This is a genomic window from Mycobacterium sp. OAS707, from assembly GCF_014873705.1.
Lineage (GTDB): Bacteria > Actinomycetota > Actinomycetes > Mycobacteriales > Mycobacteriaceae > Mycobacterium.
Window position 1 is genome coordinate 305833 of record NZ_JADBDS010000006.1, and the last position, 15124, is coordinate 320956.

The 15124-nt window shown below is 65.5% G+C and carries 17 protein-coding genes; 7 read left to right on the forward strand and 10 right to left on the reverse strand.

Annotated features, from left to right (window positions below; all coding sequences use genetic code 11):
• Positions 1-20 precede the first annotated feature (20 nt).
• Positions 21-632, reverse strand: coding sequence for a TetR-like C-terminal domain-containing protein (locus tag GGC64_RS32770; protein ID WP_192726774.1), 612 nt, complete (start codon positions 630-632; stop codon positions 21-23).
• A 90-nt stretch (positions 633-722) separates the two neighbouring features.
• On the opposite strand from GGC64_RS32770, the gene GGC64_RS32775 reads away from it, so the two are divergent.
• Positions 723-1754, forward strand: a complete 1032-nt coding sequence (locus GGC64_RS32775; protein ID WP_192726775.1) for an aldo/keto reductase — start codon at positions 723-725, stop codon at positions 1752-1754.
• Here the strand turns inward: GGC64_RS32775 and GGC64_RS32780 are convergent.
• A complete protein-coding gene (locus tag GGC64_RS32780) occupies positions 1751-2275 on the reverse strand; it encodes a gamma carbonic anhydrase family protein (RefSeq protein ID WP_192726776.1) in 525 nt (174 codons plus the stop codon). The genes GGC64_RS32775 and GGC64_RS32780 overlap by 4 nt on opposite strands.
• Before the next feature lie 58 nt (positions 2276-2333).
• Entirely contained in the window at positions 2334-3290 is a 957-nt protein-coding gene (locus GGC64_RS32785; RefSeq protein WP_192726777.1) for a GlxA family transcriptional regulator, read from the reverse strand.
• A gap of 39 nt (positions 3291-3329) precedes the next feature.
• Between GGC64_RS32785 and GGC64_RS32790 the strand changes: the two genes are divergently transcribed.
• Both GGC64_RS32790 and GGC64_RS32795 read left to right on the forward strand, forming a co-directional pair.
• Positions 3330-4649: an MFS transporter gene (locus GGC64_RS32790; RefSeq protein ID WP_225952759.1), complete on the forward strand. Its 1320-nt coding sequence runs from the start codon at positions 3330-3332 to the stop codon at positions 4647-4649.
• Between the two features lie 77 nt (positions 4650-4726).
• A complete protein-coding gene (locus GGC64_RS32795; RefSeq protein WP_192726778.1) occupies positions 4727-5458 on the forward strand; it encodes a fasciclin domain-containing protein in 732 nt (243 codons plus the stop codon).
• On the opposite strand, the gene GGC64_RS32800 is transcribed toward GGC64_RS32795, so the two are convergent.
• The 3 genes from GGC64_RS32800 to GGC64_RS32810 are packed head-to-tail and all read right to left on the reverse strand — an operon-like array spanning position 5455 to position 8537.
• Positions 5455-6597 (reverse strand): acyl-CoA dehydrogenase family protein, encoded by a 1143-nt coding sequence (locus GGC64_RS32800; RefSeq protein ID WP_192726779.1) that lies wholly within the window; start codon positions 6595-6597, stop codon positions 5455-5457. The genes GGC64_RS32795 and GGC64_RS32800 overlap by 4 nt on opposite strands.
• A complete protein-coding gene (locus GGC64_RS32805; RefSeq protein ID WP_192726780.1) occupies positions 6598-7395 on the reverse strand; it encodes a crotonase/enoyl-CoA hydratase family protein in 798 nt (265 codons plus the stop codon).
• Complete coding sequence (locus GGC64_RS32810) at positions 7392-8537, reverse strand: acetyl-CoA C-acyltransferase (RefSeq protein ID WP_192726781.1); 1146 nt, start codon at positions 8535-8537, stop codon at positions 7392-7394. The genes GGC64_RS32805 and GGC64_RS32810 overlap by 4 nt, the downstream gene beginning before the upstream one ends.
• A gap of 166 nt (positions 8538-8703) precedes the next feature.
• Here GGC64_RS32810 and GGC64_RS32815 point away from each other — a divergent pair, with 166 nt between their 5' ends.
• Entirely contained in the window at positions 8704-9495 is a 792-nt protein-coding gene (locus tag GGC64_RS32815) for a GntR family transcriptional regulator (protein WP_192726782.1), read from the forward strand.
• A gap of 160 nt (positions 9496-9655) precedes the next feature.
• Here the strand turns inward: GGC64_RS32815 and GGC64_RS32820 are convergent, their stop codons facing one another.
• Positions 9656-11404, reverse strand: a complete 1749-nt coding sequence (locus tag GGC64_RS32820; RefSeq protein WP_192726783.1) for a DUF3556 domain-containing protein — start codon at positions 11402-11404, stop codon at positions 9656-9658.
• A 55-nt stretch (positions 11405-11459) separates the two neighbouring features.
• Here GGC64_RS32820 and GGC64_RS32825 point away from each other — a divergent pair, with 55 nt between their 5' ends.
• Positions 11460-12161, forward strand: coding sequence for an alpha/beta hydrolase (locus GGC64_RS32825; protein ID WP_192726784.1), 702 nt, complete (start codon positions 11460-11462; stop codon positions 12159-12161).
• Between the two features lie 352 nt (positions 12162-12513).
• Positions 12514-12792: a hypothetical protein gene (locus GGC64_RS32830; RefSeq protein WP_192726785.1), complete on the forward strand. Its 279-nt coding sequence runs from the start codon at positions 12514-12516 to the stop codon at positions 12790-12792.
• Between the two features lie 60 nt (positions 12793-12852).
• Here the strand turns inward: GGC64_RS32830 and GGC64_RS32835 are convergent, their stop codons facing one another.
• Positions 12853-13386 (reverse strand): DoxX family protein, encoded by a 534-nt coding sequence (locus tag GGC64_RS32835; RefSeq protein WP_192726786.1) that lies wholly within the window; start codon positions 13384-13386, stop codon positions 12853-12855.
• A 22-nt stretch (positions 13387-13408) separates the two neighbouring features.
• Entirely contained in the window at positions 13409-14173 is a 765-nt protein-coding gene (locus tag GGC64_RS32840) for an SDR family NAD(P)-dependent oxidoreductase (RefSeq protein ID WP_192726787.1), read from the reverse strand.
• Between the two features lie 24 nt (positions 14174-14197).
• Here GGC64_RS32840 and GGC64_RS32845 point away from each other — a divergent pair, with 24 nt between their 5' ends.
• On the forward strand, positions 14198-14803 hold the full coding sequence (locus GGC64_RS32845) for a TetR/AcrR family transcriptional regulator (RefSeq protein ID WP_192726788.1): 606 nt from the start codon (positions 14198-14200) through the stop codon (positions 14801-14803).
• Here GGC64_RS32845 and GGC64_RS32850 read toward each other — a convergent pair.
• On the reverse strand, positions 14800-15123 hold the full coding sequence (locus tag GGC64_RS32850) for a helix-turn-helix domain-containing protein (RefSeq protein ID WP_192726789.1): 324 nt from the start codon (positions 15121-15123) through the stop codon (positions 14800-14802). The genes GGC64_RS32845 and GGC64_RS32850 overlap by 4 nt on opposite strands.
• Position 15124: the final 1 nt, after the last annotated feature.

Genomic DNA, 15124 nt, shown 5'->3' on the forward strand with positions numbered 1-15124 from the left:
GCTGTCGATTCGGAATCAAATTATCGGCGGCGGCCACGCACGAAAACCCCGGCAGTAATCGCCGAAATCGCGGCATCGACAGCGCGCTCAGCATCTCTTGCGGTGAGAGGCCTTGTGCTGGTGAGGAATTGATAGTAGAGCGGCGCCGAGACCTGCCGAATCGCGGCGGCCGCATCCGTCCCCTCCGGCGCTTCACCGCGCGCCACCGCGTCGTCGACGCAAACCGACCACTCGGCGACCCGACGGTCATAGAACGTCGACAGCGCGGCCGCAGTGCGGTCATCGCAGCTCGACGCCGCGATCATCGCCTTGAACAGGCGGCCCTGCCGCGGGTTCGCCAGAGTCCGCCGCACGAGGGCGGCGTTCGCCCGCAGGTCACCCCGCAGCGATCCGGTGTCGGCACGCGGCAGCGACTGAGCGGCCATGTCGCACAGCAGATCGGTGACGAGCCCGGGCACTGATCCCCACCGCCGGTACACCGTCGACTTGCCGACCCCCGACCGCTCGGCGACGGCCGTCAATTCCAGGCCGTGTAAACCGGACTCAACCAGCATGTCGCCGGCCGCACGCAGCACGGCAGTCCGCACGGCGGCCGTTCGTCCGCCCGGCCGCAGCGAGCCCGGGGTGCTCATGCCATCGATATTAACGGGAATAGAGTTTCGTTAGTCGAGGTTGGCGGGAGGCGAGGACTAATGAGACTGGATTCCTATTAAGGAGAGATCGTGGAGTATCGAAGAGTTGGCGACTCCGGACTTGTGGTGTCGGAACTGAGCCTGGGCACCGCTACATTCGCGGGAGTCGGGGATTTTTTCGGTGCCTGGGGCAACACCGACGTCGAACAGGCGCGCAAACTCATCGACATCAGCCTGGAAGCGGGAGTCAACCTCGTCGACACGGCGGATGTGTACTCCGATGGCGCGGCCGAAGAAGTACTCGGCCAGGCGCTGCGCGGCCGGCGGGACGACGTGCTGATTTCGACCAAGGCCAGCCTGCCCACCGGGCCCAACGACTGGGGCTCGTCGCGTCCCCGCCTGTTGCGTGCGGTCGACCGTGCGCTTCAGCGGCTGCAGACCGACCACATCGACCTGTTCCAACTGCACGGCTTCGACGCGTTCACCCCCATCGACGAAGTACTGCAGACGCTGGAGATGCTCGTCGAGCAGGGCAAGGTGCGCTATACCGGCGCATCCAACTTCTCGGGCTGGCAGTTGATGAAGTCGTTGTCGCTTGCCGACGCAGACCACCGGCCGCGGTATATCGCGCACCAGGTCTATTACTCACTCGTTGGCCGCGACTACGAATGGGAGCTGATGCCGCTCGGCGTCGCCGAAGGCGTCGGGGCAATCGTGTGGAGCCCGCTGGGCTGGGGCAGGCTGACAGGAAAGATCCGCAGAGACACGCCGTTGCCCGAACGCAGCCGGCTGCATGCCACCGCAGCCGCGGGCCCCCCGGTCGACGACGATCAGCTCTACGCGATCGTCGACGTGCTGGACGAGATCGCTTCCGAGACAAGCAAATCCGTAGCTCAGATCGCGTTGAATTGGTTACTTCGTCGGCCGACGGTGGCGTCGGTGATCGTCGGCGCGCGTGACGAGAGGCAACTACGGGACAACCTCGGCGCCGTCGGCTGGCGGCTCGATTCCGACCAGATGGCCCGGCTGGATGCGGTCAGTTCACGCGAAGCGCCGTACCCCTACTTCCCGTACTTCCGGCAAGAGGGGTTCACGCAGCTCAATCCGCCGATCGGCGCCTAGCTGAGGGCCTCGCGGTGCAGTTCGGTCATTGCCTGGTACACCTGCGCATTGTTGCGGTTGTGGGCGACCTCGGCGTCGGACAGTACGCGACGGACCTTGCCCGGCACGCCTGCCACCAGCGACCGCGGCGGGATCACCACGCCCTGCAGCACCAACGCACTCGCAGCGATCAGCGACCCCGCACCGATCTTGGCGCCGTTGAGGATCACCGCCCCCATCCCGATGAGGCAGCCGTCCTCGATCTCACAGCCGTGCAGAACAGCGTTGTGCCCGACGCTGACATGGGCGCCGATACGTGCCGGGAAACCCGGGTCGACGTGGATCGTCGCGCCGTCCTGGACGTTGGCGCCGAAGCCGATCTCGATCGGTTCGGCCTCTGCGCGCAACGTCGCGCCGTACCAGACGCTCGCCCTCGCGGCCAGCGTGACCGGGCCGATCACGCTCGCAGTCGGCGCGACCCACGACTCGGCGTGCAACTGGGGCGCGCGCCCGCGGATGGGCAGGATCAGGGGCTCTGGCATGACGGACATCGTATTCACCCGCGGTTTGCCGGTTCGTCGCCCGCCCGCCGTGGCCGGACTAGGCGCCTTGGTACACCTTGCGATAGCTCGACGGTGATATGCCCATCCCGCGGCGCAGATGGTGCCGCAGGTTGCCGCCCGTCCCGAGACCAGACAACCGTGCGACCTCGTCGACCGGTAGATCGTGCGACTCCAAGAGTTCGCGGGCGCGATCTATCCGACGCTGACGAATCCACGTGCCCGGCGACTGCCCGGTTTCCTCGCGGAACCGACGGTTGAACGTGCGCGCGCTCATCTTCGCGTGCCGCGCCAGCCGCTGCACCGTGAGCTCCTCGTCGAGGTGTTGCAGCGCCCACTCGCGCGTCGTCGCAGTCGAAAAGTGATCCGGCGCAGGCACGTGCCTGTCGATGAACTGCGCCTGACCACCTTCTCGCCACGGCGGCACCACGCAGTACCTGGCTACCGCGTTGGCCACCTGCGCACCGTGATCGGAGCGAATTATGTGCAGGCACAAGTCGATTCCCGCCGCAAGGCCAGCCGAGGTGAGCACATCTCCTTCGTCGACGAACAACACATTCTCGTCGATCAGCACCCGCGGATGCAGCCGTCGCATGTCGTCGGCGAACTTCCAATGGGTGGTCGCACGGCGCCCGTCGAGCAGTCCGGCCGCGGCGAGGATGAACGCGCCCGTGCAGATCGACACCAAGCGGGCGCCCGGCCGGATCCGCGCCAGCGCCTCGGTCACCTCAGGTGTGAGCACCCCCTCGGTGCGGGCCGACGGGAACCGCGTGCCGGGAATGACGACCGTGTCTGCGCTCTCCAGTGCCTCAGGTCCCGCCTCAGGCACCACCGCGAAGCCCGTCGTCGCTGTCACCGGACCCGGCGTCAGCCCGCATGTGACGACCTCGTAGAGCGCGTTGCCGTCGGGGTCGGTCGCGTTCGAGAACAGCAAGGGCGGGATCGCCGCGTCGAACCCCACCACAGGAGGCAACAAGAGGACGGCGACGCGATGCATGCCGCCATTTTGGCATGTTTTTGATGATTAGTGTCATTCATGCCACTAGTCGCAGCTCGACAGATCCGCGACAGTGATCCGGTGACGCTCACCGCCGCACGCAAACGCACGCCCTTGGCCCGGATTCACTGGGCCTGGGTGGTGGCCGCCGTCAGTTTCGTCGCGATCCTCGGCGCGGCCGGGTTCCGCTCGGTGCCCGGCGTGATGATGAACCCGCTGCACCACGAATTCGGCTGGTCGCACGGGGTGGTCGGGCTGGCGATGTCGGTCAACATGACGCTGTTCGGGCTGACGGCGCCGTTCGCGGCGGCCCTGATGGATCGGTTCGGCGTGCGCCCGGTGCTGTCGGTGGCGCTGCTGCTGATCGCGACCGGGTCGGCGCTCAGCGTGACGATGACCGCGAGCTGGCAGCTGGTGCTGCTGTGGGGCGTGCTGGTCGGCGTCGGCACGGGCTCGATCTCGATGGGCTTCGTCGCGACAGTCGCGACCCGCTGGTTCGAGGCCCGCCGCGGCCTCGTCACCGGTGTGCTGACCGCGGCGAGCGCGACCGGGCAGTTGATCTTCCTGCCGATCGTCGCGGAGGTGACCACCCGGCACGGTTGGCGGTGGGCGTCGTTGATCGTTGCCGCCGCGGCCCTCAGCGTGGTCCCGTTGGTGCTCGTGTTCATGCGAAACTACCCGCGGGACAAGGGATTAACGGCATACGGTGGGACGGCCACCGAGCCCGCCGTCGTGCCCGCGTCGAGTTTCAAGGCCGCGTTCGACGGGTTGCGCATCGGCGCCCGGGTGCCGGCCTTCTGGCTGCTGGCGGGCAGCTTCGCGATCTGCGGAATGACGACGAACGGCTTGATCGGCACGCACTTCATCCCCGCCGCCAACGACCACGGCATGCCAACCACGGTGGCTGCGGGACTACTGGCGACAATCGGCATCCTCGACGTCGCAGGCACGGTGTTCTCGGGCTGGCTGACCGACCGCGTCGACCCCCGGCTGCTGCTGGTCGTGTACTACACCGGCCGCGGCATATCCCTGCTGCTGCTCCCGGCGCTGCTCTCGCCGCAGGCCGAACCGAGCACCTGGGTGTTCGTCATCTTCTACGGCCTGGACTGGGTCGCGACAGTGCCGCCGACGATCGTGCTGTGCCGCAACTACTTCGGCACCCGCTCCCCCGTCGTGTTCGGGTGGGTGTTCGCCTCCCACCAGCTCGGCGCCGCGATCGCCGCCGCTGGCGCGGGCCGGCTGCGGGATTTGCAGGGCAATTACGACATGGCGTTCTACCTGGCGGCCGGCCTCTGTTTCGTCGCTGCGCTGCTGTGTGGCCAAGTCCGAAATGTGCAGGTCAGCGCACCTGTAACGTAACCAAGCCGTCGGAACGACTTTGGAATTGGGCCTTCGCTGCCCTTAACATGCGATGCGACCTGACGAAGGAGCCGACATTGAAGACTCGCGCCAGCAAGGCATTGGGAGCCGCGGCCGGGATTGCCGCGATCGCCGTATCGGTGCCGTTCGCGCTGAACGCCCCGTTCACCGGCAACGCGTACGCCGATCCGCCGCCGACGGACGTCTCGACGCCCGTCGCGCCGATCCCCGACCCTCAAGGCTCTGGCTGTGACGCCTTCAAGACCGAGTTGCCGAACTGGAAGGCCTTCGCCAAGCAGCCCGTCAGCCAGGTGCTCGGCAGCATCCCCGAGATCTCGACGTTCAACTCGTTGATCTCCGGTGGGGCCAACCCGGCCGTCAACATCCTCTCGGTGCTCGACGGCGGTCCGTACGTCGTCTTCGCCCCGACCAACGACGCTTTCGCGGCGATGCCGGATCTCGCAACCATCACGGCCGACCCCGCGGCGCTGTACAAGCTCGATTACTACCACGCCTTCCTCGGCCTGCTCGGCCCCGACGACCTGAAGGGCCAGCGGCCCACACAGCAGGGTGCCGAGATCAAGGTGACCGGCAAGGGCGGCGACATCAAGGTCAACGACACGGCCAAGGTCGTCTGCGGCGGCATCCAGGCCAACAACGCGCGGATCTACATCATCGATCAGGTGCTGGATCCGAACCAGGCGCCGGAGCCGGTCACACCGACCGGCACCAGCGCCACGACCACCACCACGACGACCACCAGCACCTCGACGGAGGCACCGGCCCCGGCCCCGGCGCCGGCCGGCTAGAGCCCGAGGTCGCGGCCGATGATCTCCTTCATGATCTCGGTCGTACCGCCGAAGATCGTCTGGATCCGTACGTCGACGTAGTCACGGGCGACCTTGTACTCGTTCATGTAGCCGTACCCGCCGTGCAGCTGTACACAGTTGTCGACGACGCGCTTGCCGAGCTCGGTGCACCACCACTTGGCCTTGGACGCCTGCACGGCGGTCAGGTCCTTGTCGACGGCGGCGCGCAGGCACCGGTCGATGTACTGCTCGGCGATCTCGAGTTCGGTGTCCATCTCGGCCATCAGGAACCGGTTGTGCTGAAAGCTGCCGATCGGTTGCCCGAACGCCTTGCGGTCCTTGACGTATTGCAGTGTCTCGCGCCAGGTTTCACGCGCACCGGCGATCGCGGCGATCGCGATGGACAACCGCTCGGACGGCAGGTTGTGCATCAGATGGTAGAAGCCCTTGCCTTCCTCGCCGAGGAGGTTGTTGCCGGGCACGCGGACGTTTTCGAAGTGCAGCTCGGCGGTGTCTGCGGCGTGCAGGCCCATCTTGTCGAGCTTGCGCCCGCGCTCGAAGCCCTCCATGCCGCGCTCGACGACCAGCAGCGAGAAACCCTTGTGGCCGGCTTCTGGGTCGGTGCGGGCCACCACGATCACCAGGTCGCTGTTGATGCCCGCTGAGATGAATGTCTTGGAGCCGTTGAGGATCCAGTCATCGCCGTCGCGAACGGCCGTGGTCTTGATGCCGGCCAGGTCGCTGCCTGCGCCGGGTTCCGTCATCGCGATCGCGCCGATCAGCTCACCGGTGATGTAGCCCGGCAGCCACCGCTCCTTCTGCTCGTCGGTGGCCAGCGACGCGAAGTACGGCCCGACGATGTCGTTCTGCAGGCTCACCCCCGGGGTCGCGGGACCGAACTTCGAAAACTCCTCGACGATCACCGCGTTGAACCTGAAGTCGTCGACGCCGCCGCCGCCGTACTCCTCGGGCATGTTGAACCCGATCAGGCCGTATTTGCCTGCGGCCACGTAGGATTCGCGGTCTACGAGGCGTTCGCTCTCCCACTTCTCGACGTGCGGCGCGCATTCCTTTTCCAGGAACTGGCGCGCGGTCTCGCGCAGTTGGTCATGCTCGGCTTCGAATACCAGACGCTTCATTTATTTTGCTTTCCATACGGGCTGACGTTTCTCCGCAAACGCCAGCGGTCCTTCTTTGGCGTCCTCGGAACGGATCAGCGTCCCGATTTCGCGCATGGTCCTCGCCCAGCCCGCCTCGTCACCGGTGATCACCCCGTCGTCGACGCCCATCGCGACCCGCTTGCTCGCCCACACGGCCAGCGGCGCGTTGCACGTGATGCGTTCGGCGAGCGCGAGAGCCGCCTCCACCGCGGTGCCGTCGGGTACCACCTGATTGATCAGTCCCCACTTGAGCGCATCGGCCGAACTCATCGGCTCGCCGGTGAAGATCAACTCCATCGCGACCTTGCGGGGCAGGTGATCGACGATGCGGAACACTCCGCCAGCGGCGGCGATCAGTCCTCGCTTCACTTCTGGCAGGCCGAATTTCGCGCGCTCCTCCGCGACAACGAGGTCACTGGCGAGTGCCAGCTCCGAGCCACCGCCGAGCGCGGTGCCGTTCACGGCGGCGATGGTCGGCTTGTCGATGTAATGGTGCACGTATCCCGCGAAGCCCCACTCGCCGTGATCGGGATGGAACAGATTCTCCCGGCGGGAGATGGCCTTGAGATCAGCTCCGGCACAGAAGGATTCACCGGCGCCGGTGATGATGACCGCCCGCACGTCGGCATCATCCTGCGCCGCCTGCAGCGCGTCACCGACGGCGGTACTCACCGCACTGTTGACCGCGTTGCGGGCCTCGGGCCGGTTGATCGTGATGATCAAGACGTTGCCCCGCCGCTCGGTGAGAGCGGCGGGTGCCTGAACGTCTGATGTCACAGCAGCTCGATGATCGTGGCGTTGGCCTGGCCGCCGCCCTCGCACATCGTCTGCAAGCCGTATTGAATTCCCTTGTCCCGCATGTGATACAGCATCGTGGTCATGATGCGGGCGCCGGAGCCACCGAGCGGATGGCCGAGGGCGATCGCGCCGCCGTTGGGGTTGAGCTTCTTCTCGTCGGCGCCGATGTCCTTCAGCCACGCCATCGGTACCGGGGCGAACGCCTCGTTGACCTCGAACACGCCGATGTCATCGATCGAGAGGCCGGAGCGCTTCAGCGCCTTCTGCGTAGCGGGGATCGGTGCGGTCAGCATGATCACCGGATCAGCACCGGCCAGCACTGCGGTGTGCACCTTGGCTAGCGGCTTGAGGCCCAACGACTTCGCCTTCTCGGCGGACATGAACAGGATCGCGGCCGATCCGTCGGAGATCTGCGACGAGTTGCCCGCGTGGATGACGCCGTCCTCCTTGAAGGCCGGCTTCAGCTGGCCCATCTTCTCGATCGTGGTGCCGCGGCGAATGCCCTCATCCTTGAGCACTGGATTGCCGTCCTGGTCCTTGATCGCCACGATCTGGTCATCGAATGCACCGGAATCCTGTGCCGCCGCGGCTTTTTCGTGTGAGCCGAGCGAGAACTGGTCGACCATGGTGCGATCGAAACCCCACTGGTCTGCGATCATCTCGGCCCCGATGCCCTGGTTCGGGGTCTGGCTGTAGCGGTTGCGGAACGCCTCGGGGTACGGGTGGCCACCGTTGGCCAACGATGAGCCCATCGGCACCCGTGACATCACCTCGACACCGCCTGCGACCACCACGTCGTAATGCCCGGCGACGACGCCTGCCGCAGCGAAGTGGATCGACTGCTGGCTGGATCCGCACTGCCGATCGACGGTCACACCCGGCACGCTCTCGGGCCAGCCGGCCGCCAGCACCGCGGTGCGGGCGATGTCGAGGGCCTGTTCCCCGGCCTGCATCACACAGCCCCAGATCACGTCGTCGACGATCCCGGGGTCGATGCCGGTGCGCTCGGCAAGTCCGTTGAGCACCTGCGCGGACAGCTCACCGGGATGCACACCCGACAGCCCACCGTTGCGCTTGCCGACAGGCGACCGCACAGCCTCGACGATGACGGCTTCAGCCATGACACTTCTCCTTTGAACGTGGTGTTTCCCCGAAGGTAGAGCAACAAAGTTTACTAGGTCAACCTACTGGTTGGTAGGCTGTGGACGAGCATTCGTGCCGGACTCATGTTCCCCGACATGGTTTACTGAGTTGCATAGCTCGGGGAGACACTGTTTGGGAGAAGATGTGACGCGAAGCACACCGCTGGCGCCGATGATCGGCCCTAACGCCGTTTCAGCCGGCGCGGCGGTCCGGTCACCGAAGACCGCCGAGCTTGTCGCGGGCACTCTGCGCCGGATGGTGGTCGACGGTCAACTCAAGGACGGCGACTTCCTGCCCAACGAGGCCGAGTTGATGGCCCACTTCGGTGTCAGCCGCCCGACGCTGCGCGAGGCGGTCCGGGTGCTGGAGTCCGAACGGCTCGTCGAGGTGCGGCGCGGGTCGCGCACCGGGGCCCGTGTCCGAGTGCCCGGGCCCGAGATCGTGGCGCGGCCTGCGGGGCTGCTGCTCGAACTGACCGGTGCCACCATCGCTGATGTCATGGTGGCCCAGGCCGGTATCGAGCCGATGGCCGCGCGACTGCTCGCGGAATCCGGGAATGCCGAGGCGTTCGACGAACTGGACAAGATGCTTGCCGACCAGATTCCCTCTGGCTGGCAGTCCGGCCGGCTGGCCGAGACGACCGGGGATTTTCATCGCCGCATGGTGGAGCTCTCCGGCAATGCGACCCTCGCCATCATGGCCGGCATGTTGCACGAGATCACCGTGCGCCACACCGCATTCGTCTTCAAAGAGAACCGGCCGGTATCCAAGGCCGACTACGACAAATTGATGCGCTCGTATGCACGCCTGATGAAGCTGTTGCGCGCAGGCGATGGGGCGGCCGCCGAGGCGCACTGGCGCAAACATCTCGACGTCGCCCGCAACCTCATGTTGGAGGGACTCGAGACCGTCAAGGTCCGCGACGTGATGGGCTAACGTCCGCGACGTCCCAGAGGGTCCCTGAGGTAGTGGTCATCAAATTCCCCGGCTCTTGGCGACAAAGTCGTCAGTAGCGACAAAGTCGCTCAGAGCCGGGCATTTTGGTATGTGCTCCCCTAGTCCGGCCAGACCGCAAGCCGGCCAGACAACCACCGGGTCAGGTCGCGTCGGCGCTGTCCTTCTCCCATGTAACGTGCACCGGCACGGTGTCATCCCACGGTTGCCGCGTCACCATGTCGGCGACTTTCACGTAGCCCCTTTCGAATTCACCCGTAGCGGCATCCACAAGCCGGTACTCCTGGCGCTGCTTGTGGATCGGCTGGGCGTCCAGGAGCAGGATGCGGATTTCGCCCGGTTCGAAGTGGCAGCGTTCCTGCAGCGCCTCGATCAGCTGCTCGTTGTGCATGTGCCCGTCGCCGAAATTCCAGCCGATGGCCGTCGAACAGATCCGCTCGCCGTCGGTCAGCACGTAGTCGTCCTCGTTCTGCCCGGCCATCGCCCGGTGGGCGAGGGTGAACATCGCGCGACCGTGAGTGTTGAAGGCGCGGAACGCATATCCCATGTAGAGGTACATCTGCGCGGTCTCCGGACTGCCGTAGTACCGCTCCATCTGGGCCTGCGGCATGCTGGCGATCGACACGATGTGCTTCTCGATCTTCTCCGCCGCCGAGGGCTTGACACACCACAGTCCGGTGTCCCAGTTGCCTGCGTAATACCGCATGCCGGGTAGGAACGACACCTTGCGCGGGAAGAGGTTTCCGATCACCACAGTGCCTGCGACGACGACGAACAACAGCACCGGCAGCGGCGTCGTCATATCACCCAACCCAACTCCAGCGTGGCCGATGAACAACGCCAGCACGGAGAACATCATGAAAACGTTCCACTCCAGCGGCACGCCCATCGGAATCGACGACAGGATGCCGAAGTGGAAGCACAACATGACGAACGCGGCGATGGCTGTCGGCCAGCCGCCGTGGGTGAAGAACAACACCAGCGGGACCAGGCCCTCGATCGCGGTGGAAAAGTGCGCGAGCCACCGCGAAAGCCGGCCCGGCCGTAGGTCATCCGGAAAGTGCTCGAAGAACAGGCGTTTGATCCACCGCGGCCGGAACACCGGGTTGTTGCTCATCATCGTCGAGATGACGAAGGGGAAGTGCTTGTTGAGCTTGGAGGTGGCGGCGCCCAGCCAGATCACCAGGCAGACCAGCTTGGCCCCGATGATCATGTCGACGCCGTAGCCGACGAACAGAAACGCGACGGTGAACGACGCGTACACCTCGCCGCGCGCGGCCAGGAAGATCACCTTGTCCCGCAGTCCGAGCACGGCCAGCAGACCGAGCACCGCCCAGATCTGCCACATCGGCAGCACACCGACCGTCGTGCCCAGCGCAGGTACCGGGCCGGTGCCGTCGGAGAACAACGCGATCAGCAGCACCACACACAGCGCCCCATACAACGCTGCGTCGAGGAGCGTGCGCGTGGTGCCCTTGGTCAGCGGCACCCGATTCGGCCACGGTGGCAGCCGAATGGTGTTGGGCCGCAACCAGTACAAGATCGACCCCATCGGCGGGAAGAACCGGTTGTTCAGCGGGCCGAAGCCGCAACCCAGTCCGACAACCTCGAACAGCATCGTGTACAGCACGACCTTCTCGAACACGATCGGCTCGGCGTACCACTGCGCGACGTTGGTGAAGCCGTCGATGCCCTTGGTCGCGAGCGCGAACAGCCAACCGCCGAGAATGTAGAGCAGGATCTTGACGACGTAGAACAGGTGCAGCACGACCGGTGTTCCGAAGCCGACTTCGGCCCAGTGCCGGGCCATCGGGACGATCTTCTCGGCGCGGGTGCCCTTGCTCCACTCCTGGTAATCGACGACGGGTGCGTCCTGCTTCAGAAACCCCATGACGCATCAGACTAGAACGTGTTCTAGCCGAGCGGAATGCGTTTAGCCTTGCCGGGTGACGACCTTCGCCCTCGTGCACGGCGGATACCACGGTTCGTGGTGCTGGGAACTGCTGACCCCGCTCGTGCAGCAGGCAGGCCACGAGGTCGTGACGATGGACCTGCCGCTCGAGGACAGCTCGGCGACGTTCGACACCTACGCCGACGTCGTGTGCACCGCGCTCGACGATCGCGACGGCGATGTGGTGCTGGTCGGGCACTCCTACGCTGGAAACACCATCCCGCTGGTGGCGGCGCGCCGCCCGCTGCGCCATCTGGTCTATCTATGCGCCATGATTCCTGACGTCGGCCGGAGCCTCGCCGAGCAACTGACCGATACACCCGAGATGCTCAACCCGGTCTACATACGGGGTCTCAGCGAGCTCGACGAGAGCCTCTGCCAGCGATGGATCGATCTCGACATCGCGTGTCAGGTCTTTTATGGCGACTGTGATGACGAACTCGCGCACGCCGCGCGTGACCGCTTGCGATCCCAGTCGGTCAGTCCGGCCCTTGCTCCGTGCTCCCTCGTCGAACACCCAACGGTGCCAACGACATACATCCTGTCCAAGGACGACCAGATGCTACGGCCGGATTGGTCTCGATGGGCAGTGCGTGAGCGGCTCTCCGCCGACTTGGTCGAGATTCCCGGTGGACACTCGCCGTTCTACTCCAGGCCTGCCGAGTTGGCCGACGTGTTGATCGGCCTGGCTGGGTAATTCCGCCGCGCGACGCGTTGGCAGCAAACCACGTCGCGAGCCGCTCGGGAAATACTTACGACGAACATCGGCTCGGCCTGGACGAAATTAGCAAATTTGGTTAACTGGATGCCGTTTCGCCGATCATGATTTGAACGGGCAAGGTGCTGAGCCGCCCACGGGTGATCGTACGATGGTTAACGTCATCTCCACTCGATCGCACAGCCAGCCTGTAGGAATCCTGTGAGCGGCAAACGGGCCAACTATTTGAAATTTCACGGTTTTAACGCTGAGCAGGATGGCTAATCCCTCTTCGCGCCTGGCAAAGCCATTTGCTGGGTAGGGAGTTCACATAGGAAGAGGAGATACGGCCATGCGTCGCAAAGGCATGTTGTCGAGGATCGCGTACGTCGGCGGAGCCGCCATTGTTTCGGGCGGCATTGCGCTCGGGGGCGCAGGAATGGCGTCCGCGGCACCGGGTGACACGATCGATCAGCAGATCGGTCACGCCGGTACGTACTACAACCATCAGCTGGGGCACCTTGGCACGTTCCTGAACCATCAGGTTGGCCATGCGGGCACCTACTACAGCGTCCAGACAGGCCGGGCGATCAAGGGCTTGCTGAACAGTCTTCTCGGCAAGAGCAACTAGTCGCGCTACGTGAGCAGGTGGCCGCGCTCTCGGCCACCTGCGCACACGTGAGTCAAGTTGTCAGGCTTCGGTTTTGGCCGGAGGCCGATAGAAAATGGCCAGCTGGCCGATGCCGCCGGCGAGGCCGAGCCCAGCCGAAATCAGCAGACCCCACCAGCCGTGCAGGAAGTCGTAGAGCCCCGACGTGCGGAACAGCGCGTAATCGAGGCTGAACTTGCCTGCCCCGATCGTGGCGACCGCGACCGCCGACACCGCGAGGATCAGGTTGTACTCCCAGCCCTCCTTGACAATGAAGAAGCCGTTGGGCCGGTGCACAGTCCACGCCGCGACGAGCATCAGCGCGACGAAGCCCGCCGCGGGAATCGGCGTCAGCAGTCCGACCGCCAAACCGATGCCCGCCGACATCTCCGTGGTGGCGGCGACGCGAGCGTGGAACATGCCCGGTTTCATTCCCATGCTGTCGAACCAGCCCGCGGTGCCCTTGAGCCCGCCAGGACCGAAGAACTTGTTGTAGCCGTGTGCGGCCATCGTCAGGCCCAGCACCACCCGAAGGATCAGCAGGCCGGTGTCGATCGCCGTGTGGTACGCAGTCATGTAACAAAATCTAGGCCATGTGTTAAACCGCCGCCCAGCCCCCGTCCACACTCAGCACGATCCCGTGGATGTTTGCCGCGTCGTCGCTGGCCAGGAAGACCACCGCCGCGGCGACCTCCGCGGGCGTGCTCAGCCGGCGCGACGGGATGCGGGCCAGCAGCGGCGCGGTGTGATCGGCGAACTCCGCCTGGCGTTCGGTCGCGATCGGCCCGGGAGCGACGGCGTTCACTCGGACACCGGACGGCCCGTACTCGTCGGCCCACGCCTGGGTGAACGAATGCATCACGGCCTTGTTGGCGTTGTAGACCGCCGAACCCGCCATGCCGCGAAGCCCGGCGATCGACCCGATGTTGACGATCGCGCCCCCACCTCGCTGCACCATGGCCGGCGCCACCACACCGGTGAGCAGAAACGGAGCAAACACGTTGACCGCGAACGCATCTCGCAGCAATTCTTCGGAGACCTCGGCCGTCGGCGTCGGCATCAGTAGCATCGCCGCATTGTTGACCAGGACGTCGAGCTGGCCTCCCGCGGCGGCGGTGGCGTGCGTGGCCAGGCGCCTTACCTCGCGCTCGCCCGCACCGAGATCGGCCATGACGAATTCCGCAGTGCCGCCTGCGGCCTTTATGTCCGCGACGACGGCATCGCCGCGGTACTTGTCGCGGCCGCTGACAACAACGAATGCGCCCTCCGCCGCCAACGCTCTCGCGATCGCGACGCCGAGACCGCCGGTGGAACCGGTAACCAGTGCTGTGCGGCCAGCGAGCCGCGCGTTGTTTGAACCCATGGCTCCACTGGTACGCTTGCAAAAATGGACCAGCAAGTCCAGAAGCTGACGGCCAAGGGTCAGGCGACGCGACAGCGCATCATCGAAGGGGCGGCCGCCGAGATCCGGGACCGCGGGGTGGCCGCCACCACGCTCGACGATATTCGAGCGCGCACCCGAACCTCCAAAAGCCAGCTGTTCCATTACTTCCCGGACGGCAAGGAGCAGTTGCTGCTCGCCGTCGCCGAGCATGAGGCACAGATGGTTCTCGACGATCAGCAGCCCTATCTCGGCGCGTTGACATCGTGGGCGGCATGGCAGCGGTGGCGCGACGCGGTCGTGGACCGATATCGCAGGCAGGGTCAACATTGCCCGCTCGGCGTGCTGATGTCCGAGATCGGTCGCAGCACACCGGGCGCTCAGGCGGTGACGAAGGCGCTGATGCGCCAGTGGCACGACGAGATCACCGCGGGCGTGCGGCACATGCAATCACAGGGCAAGGTCAATGCCAGGCTGGACGCCGATCGGGTGGCCGCCGCGCTGCTCGCCGGAATCCAGGGCGGCGTCGGCGTGATGCTGGCGACGGGCGATCTGGGCTATCTCGAGGCCGCCCTCGACGTCGGCATCTCGTCGCTGCGCGAAGCGGATTAGGCGGCCCCGGTGGCCATGTGCCGCTTACCCCACGTGCACATCGCCTCGGTCACGGGCCGCAGCGATTCGCCGTATTCGGTCAGCGAGTACTCGACGCGCGGCGGCACTTCGGCGAACACCTCGCGGCGGACGATGCCATCGGTCTCCAGTTCGCGCAGTTGACGAGTCAACACGCGGTCGCTGATTCCCCTCGTCTTGCGCTTGAGTTCGGCGAAGCGATGCGGCCCGGTGTGCATCATGTGAAAGATCAGCACGGCCTTCCATTTGCCGCCGATGACCTCGAGCGTTGCCTCTACCGGACAGTTGAACTGATCGTCCACA

Excerpts from the sequence above, each read along its gene's own strand:
- GGC64_RS32790 (WP_225952759.1), top strand. The coding sequence starts at position 3,330 with ATGCCACTAGTCGCAGCTCGACAGATCCGCGACAGTGATCCGGTGACG.
- GGC64_RS32800 (WP_192726779.1), bottom strand. The coding sequence starts at position 6,597 with ATGAAGCGTCTGGTATTCGAAGCCGAGCATGACCAACTGCGCGAGACC.
- GGC64_RS32845 (WP_192726788.1), top strand. The coding sequence starts at position 14,198 with ATGGACCAGCAAGTCCAGAAGCTGACGGCCAAGGGTCAGGCGACGCGA.
- GGC64_RS32840 (WP_192726787.1), bottom strand. The coding sequence starts at position 14,173 with ATGGGTTCAAACAACGCGCGGCTCGCTGGCCGCACAGCACTGGTTACC.
- GGC64_RS32810 (WP_192726781.1), bottom strand. The coding sequence starts at position 8,537 with ATGGCTGAAGCCGTCATCGTCGAGGCTGTGCGGTCGCCTGTCGGCAAG.
- GGC64_RS32770 (WP_192726774.1), bottom strand. The coding sequence starts at position 632 with ATGAGCACCCCGGGCTCGCTGCGGCCGGGCGGACGAACGGCCGCCGTG.
- GGC64_RS32820 (WP_192726783.1), bottom strand. The coding sequence starts at position 11,404 with ATGGGGTTTCTGAAGCAGGACGCACCCGTCGTCGATTACCAGGAGTGG.
- GGC64_RS32835 (WP_192726786.1), bottom strand. The coding sequence starts at position 13,386 with ATGACTGCGTACCACACGGCGATCGACACCGGCCTGCTGATCCTTCGG.
- GGC64_RS32785 (WP_192726777.1), bottom strand. The coding sequence starts at position 3,290 with ATGCATCGCGTCGCCGTCCTCTTGTTGCCTCCTGTGGTGGGGTTCGAC.
- GGC64_RS32830 (WP_192726785.1), top strand. The coding sequence starts at position 12,514 with ATGCGTCGCAAAGGCATGTTGTCGAGGATCGCGTACGTCGGCGGAGCC.
- GGC64_RS32780 (WP_192726776.1), bottom strand. The coding sequence starts at position 2,275 with ATGCCAGAGCCCCTGATCCTGCCCATCCGCGGGCGCGCGCCCCAGTTG.